The 12,733-nt window shown below is 31.7% G+C and carries 6 protein-coding genes; 5 read left to right on the top strand and 1 reads right to left on the bottom strand.

Annotated elements, in window-relative coordinates:
- Window positions 1–526: 526 nt before the first annotated feature.
- Window positions 527–1,624 carry a competence protein CoiA family protein gene (locus BJ095_RS12590; RefSeq protein ID WP_181418063.1) on the bottom strand — a complete coding sequence of 366 codons (1,098 nt, stop codon included), beginning with the start codon at window positions 1,622–1,624 and terminating at the stop codon, window positions 527–529.
- 209 nt (window positions 1,625–1,833) lie between these two features.
- Here BJ095_RS12590 and BJ095_RS12585 point away from each other — a divergent pair, with 209 nt between their 5' ends.
- The 5 genes from BJ095_RS12585 (at window position 1,834) to pglZ (ending at window position 12,633) form a co-directional block, all read left to right on the top strand.
- Window positions 1,834–2,430, top strand: coding sequence for a BrxA family protein (locus BJ095_RS12585; RefSeq protein WP_107933606.1), 597 nt, complete (start codon window positions 1,834–1,836; stop codon window positions 2,428–2,430).
- A gap of 1 nt (window position 2,431) precedes the next feature.
- Window positions 2,432–2,974: a BREX protein BrxB domain-containing protein gene (locus BJ095_RS12580; RefSeq protein ID WP_107933603.1), complete on the top strand. Its 543-nt coding sequence runs from the start codon at window positions 2,432–2,434 to the stop codon at window positions 2,972–2,974.
- A 12-nt stretch (window positions 2,975–2,986) separates the two neighbouring features.
- Window positions 2,987–6,565: a BREX system P-loop protein BrxC gene (gene brxC, locus BJ095_RS12575; protein ID WP_107933601.1), complete on the top strand. Its 3,579-nt coding sequence runs from the start codon at window positions 2,987–2,989 to the stop codon at window positions 6,563–6,565.
- 48 nt (window positions 6,566–6,613) lie between these two features.
- On the top strand, window positions 6,614–10,030 hold the full coding sequence (gene pglX / locus BJ095_RS12570; protein WP_235867661.1) for a BREX-1 system adenine-specific DNA-methyltransferase PglX: 3,417 nt from the start codon (window positions 6,614–6,616) through the stop codon (window positions 10,028–10,030).
- A 92-nt stretch (window positions 10,031–10,122) separates the two neighbouring features.
- The gene (pglZ, locus tag BJ095_RS12565) at window positions 10,123–12,633 is read left to right on the top strand and encodes a BREX-1 system phosphatase PglZ type A (protein ID WP_107933597.1); all 2,511 of its coding nucleotides are present in this window, start codon (window positions 10,123–10,125) and stop codon (window positions 12,631–12,633) included.
- Window positions 12,634–12,733 lie beyond the last annotated feature (100 nt).

Below are 12,733 nucleotides of genomic sequence, written 5' to 3'. Positions count from 1 at the left end.
CGCATTATCAAGACAAAAATGAATACTCAGATGAAGGCTGGCAAGCTTGTGTATTTTTCTTTGCATTCTTCTGCACTTTTATCTTGCAAAACACACTTATTCCTTTTACGGAATTAAACTGCCATGTTAGTTTAAGAACATTTCTTCATAATCTCACCTCAATGTTAACATAAATATCCAGATCTTTTAAAATTGTTGTTCAGTTATTTGGGCAGATTGTAGAAATTTAAACTAATAAAACCTACTCAAAAAATAAAATCTTTTACTTAATAGATTATATTATGAGTCCTAAAACCGAATTGAGAATGTCTAGGACATTTTGGGCTAGACTTAGGTAGAATCCTTTTGGCTCTATGGAAAATGATTTCTTTTTCATCAGTAAATTAAAATATTAGTTTGTCTAAAAATTTCCTAAACAATAATAATTAATTACATAATATTTTATTAAAAAAACATTAAATGTATTATACATAGATTGTCTATTAAATAATTAATAGAGTTAGTGTATGTTCGAGTTCAAATTCACCTAATTATTTGCGTTATAAGTTCGTTTTAACAATTCGAGCTTTGCTACTTTATCCGCTTTTTTATAAGAACTATTATTTAAGCTTTCTTGATAGCCCTTTCTTTTTTCTTCTGCTTGCTTTTGTCTTTCCTTCTCTTTGAGTTTTGCAACTGTTTCTTGTTCCTCTCTGATTCTTTCTAATTCCTTTTGTTGTTCTATAAATGTTCTTTTCGTTTGTCTGAATTTCTCTGCAAATTTTGACTGGTTTTCACTTTCGATTTGCATATCTGCTAATAACAGTTTATCATCGGCTAGTTTAAATGCTTCAGAAATTGTAAGTTTATATGGGCTATTTAAAAAATTTGCCTTTACTGGTGTAGTATTTGGATGTTGTAGAACATGGAATGCTTCAATCGCAATTTCCTCGTTTGCTGGTGTTATGTACATTATGCTTTTTACATTCAAATCGGTATTTGGAAGGTTTAAAATTTGATGGTACTCATTTTTTGGAGCTAAACTAGTTAAAAATCGTTTCCAACCTATATCTGCTTTTTGTGTTGTTAACGCTTCATTTTCAGTTGCCCAAAGTACTAAAGATTGTCCATCAATATCAACTCCTAAGTGACTACGTTCAATAAAGAATAGAGGTTCATATCCAAGTGTTTCGTAATATTGTTTTTGTTTATTTATGTTTTTTGCTGTTGCAGTATCAGTTGAACTGCTAATGTTTGTTATGATAGTAAGAGCATATTTTTGGTCTTTTATTTTTAGTGAGATGTCAGGAATATATTTACTAAATTCATTATTTAAATAACCGTAAGAACTAGTTAGATGTGGGTATACTCTGGATAAAACTTCTAATTCATCATTCATGAGAGATAAAATTTGTGGATGTCGTGGTGTATCATTTTTCTTTTGTTTTTCGTACTTTTTGTACCTTGCTTCACTTTGCTTAGAGATTTCACAACCTTCACCATGAAGGTGAGAAAAATAATTTCCAAGAACGTCTCCGCTTTTTACAATTAACTTTGCTTCGCAATAGGGACAAGTAAATGTACCTTTCTTTGCAATTTGCTTATAATTTTCTACTTCTCTTTCCGATAAATTTTGTGGAATCAAATAAATCTTTTCATCGTTGTTATGCCAAGCCTCTCTCATTAAATTTACCTCCTAAAAAATGGTGTTTGTAAGTAATACGAGTAAATTAATAGAAAGTTTCATATTCATATACTAGATTCCCATTAGTAGTGATTTTTCTAGTTAACCGATTTCTCATTTGCTTCATTTATAGATATAATCCAAATAAGAGGAAAAGTGAGGGGAATTCAATGGAATACTCAGCTAGTTTTGCAAGTGAAGGATGGTTCCAACAAGAAATTGAATATGTCTTAAAAGCACTTCAAAAAGGATCAAGTAGAGATGAAATTCGACAAAATGTATTGAATGGAAATCCATTTTTACTTAGAAGTGAATTGACCATAGGCAAGAGATTTCAAATGGTTTATCGAAGAGCGATGACGTTATATCCTATTTTAAGCGACTATTATTTTCAAGGACATAATCATGATCAAAAGGCACTATTGTTATATAGTTTTTTGAAAAGTTATCGATATGCCTATGAAAATTTCTATGAGCTAATTGTTTATCGGTATCAGCATAACAATGGGACTTTACAGAATTCGAATATGAACTTTTATATGGAAGAAAAGGAACAGCAATCAGAAAAAATTGCAAATTGGAATGTAACGACAAAAAGGAAAATTAACAGTATTCTCCTATTGTTTTACAGAGAAAGTGGTATGATTGAATTAGTAGATGGCGAGTATAAAGTCTTTCCTTTACATGTTAGTCAGGCTCTTAAACAATTTGCAGAAGAACAGGATCCTTTATTAAAAGCGATGATTACATTAGAGGTAGGTGTTTAGTATGACGATATATAAAAGATTAGAACAATTAGAAGAACGTATTAACGAAGAAGGATTTACAACACCAAAAGGAATTGGCAGTGAAATTCCGCATTTTGTTTTTGATTATCCAGCAGAAGAAGAACTAACAGTACGTACATATGTTGAAGGATTGTTAAAGCGGACAACATTAAATATAAAAGAGATTAATCTCTTTGAATTTCTAATTAGTTTATTCGAAGAAGATCTTGAAGAATTAATCACTATTGCTGAAGAAGAAGGCTATTTGGAACTTTCTCAAGCTATTCAAACTGTATTAGAAGATCAAGATTTATTGGTAAATGCATTTATTGAAAAAGCGGATAAAGTAGAATTGATTTTTATAACAGGTGTAGGAACGGTACATCCATTTATTCGCTCTAGTCATTTACTTAAAAAACTATCTAATTATGCATTTAGAACAACGCTTATATTATTTTATCCGGGTTATTTTTCAGGAGTAGATTTACGACTATTTAATAAATTCCGACATGAAGATGAATACCAAATTACAAGGATTTCATAAGGAGTGTGAATAATGATTATTCAAGAGATTTTTGAGAAAAAAATTGACCGACCAATTAATGGTGTTGTACAAGCTGGTCAAATTGATGAAAAAACAATACAAACAGAATTAGAAGAATACGTTGTCACAGCAGAAATTTTAGATAGCTTAAAAGGGTTTTATAAAAATTATGAGAAAGCGTATTCAAATCCAACCAAAAATGTTGGTGTGTGGATTTCTGGTTTCTTCGGTTCCGGTAAATCACATTTCCTCAAAATTCTATCATATTTATTGGATGGTAAGAAAGTAGGAAATAAAACACCCTATGAATACTTTAAAGATAAAATTTCTGATATTGCACTTTTAGATACAATGTCTCGAATAGAATCAAAACCGTCCGATGCATTGTTATTTAATGTAGGTTCTGAAGCTGGTGCTAGTGCAGCACGTGGAACGAAAGAAAGTATTATTGAAATTATCTTACGTATTTTTAATGAACATTTAGGTTATTCCAATACGCTGTGGGTAGCAGATTTTGAACGACAATTAGCAAGTGACCAAAAATACGATGCTTTCTGTTCGAAGATTAAAGAATTGTATAACGAAAACTGGCAAGATTTCCGTACTAAATTCCGCTTGAGATATGCAAAAGTTATTGCTGCACTTTGTGAAATTGGCTATGAACAAGAAACAGCAGATTTCCTAGTAAAATCAGCACAAAAGGAATTTTCGATTTCAGCGGTTCAGTTAGGGGAGCTTATTGCACAATATTGTAAATCTAAAGGCTCCGACTATCGCTTAATCTTTTTGATTGACGAAGTGGGCCAATATATCGGTACAGATAATAACCTTATGCTTGATTTACAAAATGCAGTAGAAGAAATTGGAGCTGCTGCAATGGGACAAGCATGGATTGCCGTTACTTCTCAGGAAAAAATTAAAGACGTTTCGAATATGAATGCAGCCAATACAAAAGACTTTTCGAAAATTCAAGGAAGATTTGAAACACGAATTAATTTATCGAGTTCAGATACAGATGAAGTTTTAAAACGCCGTTTATTAGAAAAGACAGAAACTGCTTCGAAAACATTAGAGTCCATTTTTGAACCGAATGAGCAATTAATTCGAAATCGTCTTTCTTTTGATAAAGATCGAACACAATATCGCTCTGGTTATCGTTCTACTAATGAGTTTGTTGAAACATATCCATTTGTACCTTATCAAGTGGATTTATTGCAAGCTGTTTTAGAGAAAATAGGTATACATGGTGAAGGAAGTTCTTACGCTTCAAGAGGGGAACGTTCATTATTAAAAGCTTTCCAAGAAGCTGCGATTTATAATGGCCAAGAAGAGTTAGGCAATTTAGTAACGATGGCTGAGTTTTATCCAACTATACGTCAACATTTAGAATCATCTATTGTACAGACGATTTCGAGAGCTGAAAAAAGCGCAAAAAATTCGGAGGGCCTTGTTCCATATGATGTTGATGTTTTAAAAGTATTGTATTTGATTAAAGGATTAGACCACATTAAAGCAACACCCAATAATATTTCAACACTTTTATTAGAAAGTATTCAGTCTGAAAAAAATGAACTTGTCATTAAAGAATCGTTAAACCGTCTTGAGCTAACGATGTTTATTGAAAAACACGCAGATGGCACGTATTCATTCTTATCAGATGAAGAGCAGGAAATCAATAAAGAAATTCGTAGCGTAGATATAAATAGTAGCAAAATAAAAGAAAAGTTGGGCGATCTGTTTTTCGCGAAAATGTATCCACATACTAAATATACTTATAAAAAAGGAATGCTTTTTGATTACAATAAACGTTTTGATAGTTATGTAATAACAAATATGAAGTATCCATTAACAATGCAAGTAATTTCGGGCGGGTTAACTCCTACAGAAGCTGCTTTACAGGCAATAGAAGGGCAAATGGTTATTTATTTAAATGAGGAACTAATTGCTGAAGCAGAAGAAGCGATCCGTATTTCGGAACAGATTGATCGTTATGTGAAATTAAAACGTAATCCGAGTACAACACAGGCGCAACATCGTATTTATGATGCGAAAATGGAAAGTATTAGTGACTACGAAGTAAAGGCAGAAGAATTATTACGAAAAGCTTGTGAAGATGCAAATATCTTCATTCAAATGCAGGAGCGTACATTCCGAGGAAATTTTGAAAAGCAAGTAACAGATGCCTTTGATATGTTAATCCACAACACATACAAGTATTTAGAATACATTGATGAACCAATTCAAATGAAAACGTTCAAAGAACAATGGAGAAACATAGCTGAGAAAGGTATTTCGAATGATTTACTAGGTGAAACAGGTAATGTAAAAGCTTATAACGAAGTATTACGCTATTTAGATGAACTCATTCGTATGCATCAGAAACCATCGTTAAAGGATTTTATTGATAAATATAATCAGGTCCCTTATGGCTGGAGTGACTACGATACAATTGGTATTGTCATAGCTTTAATGCAGTCCGGTAAAGTAAAGTTAATGATTGCAGATGAACACTTTACACCAAAAAGTTCACCTCAATTTTATGATAAACTTGCTCGTACAACTGAGAGAGATAAAATACGTGTGATTCCCGAAATTGAAGTGGATCCAAAAGTGCGTCGAGATTTCATTGGATTATATAAAGATTTATTTGGACGAATGGATATTGGTGATTCTTATCAAGAGTTCGCGAATGCAATTCAAACTGCAGTTACGAATTATCTTATCCAACCATTAGAGGAAATTGATGAACGTCGAAAGAAAACTATATCTTCTGAGTTCGCTTATCCTGAAGGTGCAAAAATTAGTTCTTTAAAGATTGATATTCTCCGTTTAACACAAATTCGGGAACCTGAACAACTTGTAAAGGCATTTATTGATGTTGAGGATGATTTATACGATTGGCAAGATGGGATTGAACAATTAGTTGGTTTCTATTTAAAAGCACCAATTGAACGGTTTGATGAAGCAGTATCGTTTTTAAATCAAGTTCAAAATGATTTGCGTTATACTCAATCACAAAAGGTAAACCTACTAAAGAAAAACATTACCGACATTTTAACCAAAGCATCACCGTATAGAGAAATTCCACAATTGCCTAGTTTAATTGAAAAACTTGATCAAGCAATTCAAGAAGAAGTAACAGAACAAAAACAAGGTCTTGCAAGTCAAATTACACAATTAGAGAAAAAGATAGACGATTTAAAAGATTATTATTCGAATAATGAAATCATTACGGAATTAATAAACGATAAAATGCAGAATTTCAAAATGTTGCAACAAGAGATATTAAATAGTAGTAGCTTAATCACGATACAAATGAATTTGACGAAACTACGTACAGTAACAGAATCCATTCAAGATGAAGCAAAACTTAAAGAAAAAGAATTACTAGAATTAAAACCACCAACACCAGATACACCTGTTACGGTTATACGTGAAAAAGGAATCAAAATTATTTCTTCAAACGAATTAAAAAATATGATTTCACATACAAGCATCGAAACACAATCTGACTTAGATGCTGTATTAGCAGAATTAAGAACACAGTTATTAAAAGAACTAAAAGAAAATACATTAAAAATTGAATTATAGGCATTGGAAGGGACTTTCCCTTCCTTTGTTGTAATGAGGTGGAAAAAAGTGAACAAAACGGAATTGAAAAACTTTGCCATTCAATCACGTCGTCAATTAATCGAACAAGTAAAAACAAAGGCACTAATGTACGGTATTGATGAAAAGAATGATTTAGAAATTAAAGAACAATTTGGGCAATTAATGATTAATGATAAGCCATATCCCCTTTATATGAAACCAGCATTCAACTCATTAAAGAATCAACTTAAACAAAAAGCGTATAAGCAGTTAGTTGAAGAGGTTGCCTATACATGGTTTAACCGTATTATTGCTATTCGTTATATGGAAGTACACGATTACTTACCAGAAAAAGTAAATGTGTTATCAAGTAGTGTAGGACGCGTAGATCCTGATATTTTATTCGAATATGAAACAATGGATTTACCAATAAAACAAGAGGAAATTCGTGAATTATTAGATACAGGAGATACAGAAGGTGCATATCGCAAGTTATTTATTGCACAATGTAATACATTAAACAGTATTTTGCCATTCCTATTTGAACGAATTCAAAATTATACTGAGCTTTTACTACCAGACTTTTTACTTGATGCAGAATCAGTCATTAAGGTACTTGTTCAAAATGATGAATTAACGAATAGTTTTGATGAAATTGAAGTGATTGGTTGGTTGTATCAATACTATAATTCCGAACCTAAAGATAAGATATTTGCGGATTTGAAGAAGAATAAAAAAATAGAAAAATATAATATACCATCTGCTACTCAAATATTTACTCCAAAATGGATTGTAAGATATATGGTTGAAAATTCACTTGGTCAAATTATTAAAGATAATAACTTACCTGTTAAAGAAAGAAGTATGCCATATTATATTGAATTAGAAGAAAATATGGACTTAGAAAAAAATATAAAAGATCAAAATTTCGATATTTCTAGAATCCGATTAATAGACCCATGTATGGGATCTGGCCATATACTTCTATATGCCTTTGATTTATTATTTGACCTTTATGCAGAAATGGGATATTTCAATAGAGATATTCCTAAGCTAATTATTGAGAATAATTTATATGGATTTGAAATAGATATAAGAGCCTATCAATTAGCTAGTTTTTCTCTAATGATGAAAGGAAGATCTATTCATAGAGCGTTTTTAAAAGAACCAGTTAACTTAAATCTAAGATTAATTCAGGATATAAATCTAAAGAATAAAACAAAAATTTTCGAGTTACTTGAAGTCGATGATCAAAATATTGAAGCAGTCGATGGAATAATAGAGATGTTTAAAGATGCAAGTATGTTTGGTTCATTGGTTATTCCCCCAGAGATGGATTATGATTCTTATATTGATAAATTAAATAATTTTAATACTAAGCAAGAACAATTGAGTTTTACAGATTTAGATTTAATTGAAGATATACAAAAGGTTACTGAAATATTAAATGTGGCGAGATTATTATCAGGAAAATATGATGTGGTAATTACTAATCCACCGTATTTAGCTTTAAAGGGTATGAATAAAGATTTAGTTAATTATGCTAAAAATTATTATCCTGATTCCAAAAACGATTTATTTTCGATGTTTATAGAAAGATGTATGTTCTTTGCTAAAAGAGAAGCTTATATTTCCATAATTACAATGGAATCTTGGATGTTTTTATCTAGTTTTGAAGTTATAAGAAAACGCATTTTAAAAGAAACTACTATATGTAATATGTTACATATGCCATATGAAGGAAAAGGTAGAACAAGCTTAGGTATTAATTTTGGAACTGTAGCTACAATTTTAAAAAACTATCATATAGAAGGATATGTAAGTAACTTTAACTGTATAAGATATGATGAAATAGATGATGAGGGGATACCATATAAGTTCCCGAGTAGAAATAATAGGAACACCAAGATAAATATTGAAAAGTTAAAATCAATACCGGGAATACCTATTGCTTATTGGACACCTGATAATCTTTACGACATTTTTCTAAACGCGCCGAAGTTATCGGATATTGCTTTAGCAAAAGTTGGTGTACAAACAGGGGATAATGAGAAATTTATTAGATATTGGTATGAAGTTGAAAAGGATAACATTCAATTTGATATAAATTTAGAGTCTAAAAGATGGGTTCCTTGCTCTAAAGGAGGGCCATTCTGTAAATGGTTTGGTAATCAATTGTATGTAATTGATTGGAAGGATAATGGTTTAGCTATAAAAAATCATAAAAGTTCTGTAGTTAGAAATGAAGAGTACTATCGAAAAGATGGCCTTGTTTTTTCTAATATTACCAGTGGTAAATTTAGTATTAGAACACATATAAAAAAAGCTATATTTGACCAAACAAGTCCGTTAATTTTGTTTGAAGACACTAAAATACAAAATTATGTTTTAGGTCTGTTAAACTCAAATGTCATGGATGTAATTAGTGAAATTTTAAGTCCTACAATGCATTTTAATGTAGGGGAAATTGTAAATTATCCTATTATAATATCAAAGGAGAATATTGATAAGGTTAATTTACTTGTTGAACAATTATTTACAATTGCTAAAGATGAATACTATAAAAATGAACTTTCATGGTATTTTGATTCCCATCCATATTTAAATTACAAAGAAATGAAGTTACTAAAAAATATAGATTTACAGTATAAAAATGAGATTGTAACTACAAGGATTAAAAGTGAATCCTTTATGCGTGAACTAAATGAAGTGTTTATGGATTTATATAGATTGAAATTCGAGGATATAATAGAACCAACCCCTTTAAATAAAACAATTAATTACACATTAATTGATTGTAGGTCATTCTTATCGTATTTTATTGGTTGCAGTTTTGGTAGATTTGAGTTGAAGGGATATAATGATACTAAGAGTAGTATTCTTTTTAGTGAAAAAGTATATTTTGAAAATGATATTATTCTAAGTCTTCGTAAGTTCCTTGCAATTGCATTTTCTCCAGACACTGTAGACGAAAATATTCAATGGTTAGCAGAAGCACTTGAGATGAAAAAAGGTGAGGATGAGGAAGGCCGTTTAAGACGATACTTCTTAGATGAGTTCTTTGAGGACCATTGTAAAACGTATCAAAAACGGCCAATTTATTGGCTTGTTGATTCTGGAAAGCAAAAAGGGTTACGTACGCTTATTTATATGCATCGTTTTCAACCAGATTCAATGGCAACAATTCGTTTCCAGCATCTGCAAGAAATTCAAGCTAAGTATCAAAATGAAATTACAGATCTAGAAAACCGATTAGTGAATCCAAACTTATCAGCAAGTGAGAAGAAAAAGCTAACAGCAGAAAAATCTTCTTTTGAAAAGAAAATAGATGAACTACGAGAATTTGATAAACGTCTAGCTGAGATAGCTAACGAAGAGATTGAAATTGATTTAGACGATGGTGTGAAAGTGAACTATGAAAAGTTCTGTCGTGGCGGTAAAGGTGTATTAGCGAAGATTAAATAAATAATCACGGCCTTCTTACTTAGGTAAGGAGGCTTGTTTCATATTAAGGTATAATTAAAATTATTAGTAAATATTCATAATGAGGTGACACAATGAATGTCATTGAACTGTTAAAAGAGCGAATAGAGGACGAGCTATACAAAAAAAATAAACCGCGCACGGTAATTTTTTGGTATGACGAGCAAGGAGAATATACTGTTTCTGATTTAGAAGAAGCATTTACAGATGATCCGATTAATATCCGCCAATTAACACGTAATAATTTCTTTACGCTTAAATTAGAAATCGAGTTGGAAAAGAAAAAGGATTCTTTTTTATTATATGCTGATTTTGCAAAGCCAGCGATAGAAGACAATTTTTTACTGGATATGGAGTTTTACGGTACAGAGTTTAAAGCGGATACGAATGCTTTAATTGCAGAACAGTTGCAAGTAAGTGATGCTGTTTTAAGACCTTTGATTAAGGAATATGGAGACTTTTTTAAAAGTGCAGAGCGTAAAAATAAATTAAAGAAAGTAGTACCGCCTAATGCTACTGATCGTGAATTCGAGTATGCTATGTTAGCAGTTCTTACAGGCGCACCCATTGCAAATATGGAAGAGATTACACGCCATTTATTGTTACGTGGCTTACAAGAAGAAACAAATGAAGTATATAAAGCGATATCAAAACGGTTTAGCACGAATCGTATGTGGGAGCATATTTCGGAATACTTTGGTTTGCATTCAATTGATTTGACATTGCAGTATTTAATCGAGCATGTACTGTATGCACATTTCAAACGTCATGCACAATTTGAAGAACAGTCATTACAAAAGAAATATGAAACAACACGCGGCAATGCATGTGCTTTATTTATTGATGACTGGCTACATACTAAAGAAAGCGAAGTAGAAGTCTTAGAAACATATATGAAGGAAATCGAACAAAGATTTTCGATTATTGATGTGTTACACGAACAGCCAATCGAGCAATTTGCTGATATTTCAACTTTCCCAATAATCGATCATTTATTGATAAATAGGCTAACAGCAGAACTTCTTCATCAAACATCCGATTTTGATGCTTGGATAGAAATTTTGAATAAGCGTTTAAAAATGCATTGGGCGAAACGAAATGAACGAATCCGAAACTTGTTAAATGTAATGATTGATGCAGTTGATTTATCAAAATATAAAATGTTCTTGAAGCAATATGATACTCGTGAGCCTTTATACGTCCAATATACAAGTGAACTTTACTTAATTGATCAAGCATATCGACGCTTTATGACGGGGTTTTTGCAATTAGAAAATAAAGAAATGCTAGAAAAACTAGCTGAGCAATTGACAAATTGGTATGAAAATAAATATTTATTAAAAATTGCTCAAGAGACTAATTATCTTTTAGAAACTGCAGAAGTAGGAAAATTACCTAAACAAGCTAAGTTTTATAAAGAAGTTTTACAGCCTATTCTTGAGAAAGAATCAACACGCGTATTTGTTATTATTTCGGATGCAGTACGCTATGAAGTAGGGGAAGAATTAGTTTCTCGGTTAAATTTACGCTCGAATGGGGTAGCCTCTATCAGTCCGTTAATTGCAAATATGCCAACGTATACACAATTAGGTATGGCATCTTTATTACCCCATAAAGTATTATCGATTACTGAAAATGGAACAGTATTAGCAGATGACCAACCTACAAATGGATTAGCAAATCGTACTAAAGTTCTACAAGCAGCTCATCCAGAAGCAATTGCTTATCGTTTAACAGATTTATTAGACTGGTCAAGAGCGACAGCAGATGAAAATCTAAAAGGAAAACGTCTCGTTTACTTATATCATGATGTAATCGATGCAGCTGGTGATTCTGCAAAATCTGAACGAGATACTTATATAGCTGCGGAACGAGCAATAAAAGAATTATCAAGTGCTGTTGATCGATTATCTAAATGGCAAGCAAAACGAATTTTTATAACCGCAGATCACGGATTCCTTTATCAGTATCCTAGAATTGAAAATGATATTAAAGTAGTGAGTGTTAAAGGTGAAATTATTGATTCAAATCGTCGCTTTGCTATTGGTCATCATCTACTAATAGATGAGGGAGCTTTTAATGTGCCAGATGTTTTTTCAACATTAGAAGGTGTTGAAAAAGTGATTGCCAAAGGCGTGAACCGATTTATTGGCGGCGGAGGATTACAGTTTGTACACGGCGGTGCAACACCACAAGAAGTAATTGTGCCACTAATTGATTATCGTCGTACTTCGCAGGCAGTTCCTGTTGAAATCAGTGTAGCCATGCCAAAACGTGTAATTACAGGTTTCCGTATCCAAGTGCCAATATATCAAGAACAAAGTATTTCACAAGAATGTAAGGCACGTACAATTCGGGCAGCATTTTACCTGAGTGATGAGCGAATTTCAAATGAAATTGAATGGACATTTGATATGGTGGGTGAAAATCATGAACGCACGGTGCAATTAACATTTAATCTTGTAGAAAACTATTATCCAACAGGCCAAACTTGTGAGCTGAGAATGGTAACAGTAGAAGATGACAAAATCACAACATATCGCGAGACAGAATTTACGATTCATATGTATAATGCGCTTTACTAAAGAGAAGCTAGAGAACTGATTATTCCGTTCTCTAGCTTTTTTGTCTTATATTTCTTCTAACAGTATCTGGGTGTTTACTATATAATTTAAACTAAGAGAA

Origin of the sequence: Ureibacillus chungkukjangi (genome assembly GCF_003217295.1) — a bacterium.
Taxonomy (GTDB): domain Bacteria; phylum Bacillota; class Bacilli; order Bacillales_A; family Planococcaceae; genus Ureibacillus; species Ureibacillus chungkukjangi.
This window is presented reverse-complemented; position numbering and strand designations above follow the sequence as displayed.

Coding starts and splice junctions, on each gene's coding strand:
- BJ095_RS12580 (WP_107933603.1), top strand. CDS start 2,432: ATGACGATATATAAAAGATTAGAACAATTAGAAGAACGTATTAACGAA.
- pglZ (WP_107933597.1), top strand. CDS start 10,123: ATGAATGTCATTGAACTGTTAAAAGAGCGAATAGAGGACGAGCTATAC.
- brxC (WP_107933601.1), top strand. CDS start 2,987: ATGATTATTCAAGAGATTTTTGAGAAAAAAATTGACCGACCAATTAAT.
- BJ095_RS12585 (WP_107933606.1), top strand. CDS start 1,834: ATGGAATACTCAGCTAGTTTTGCAAGTGAAGGATGGTTCCAACAAGAA.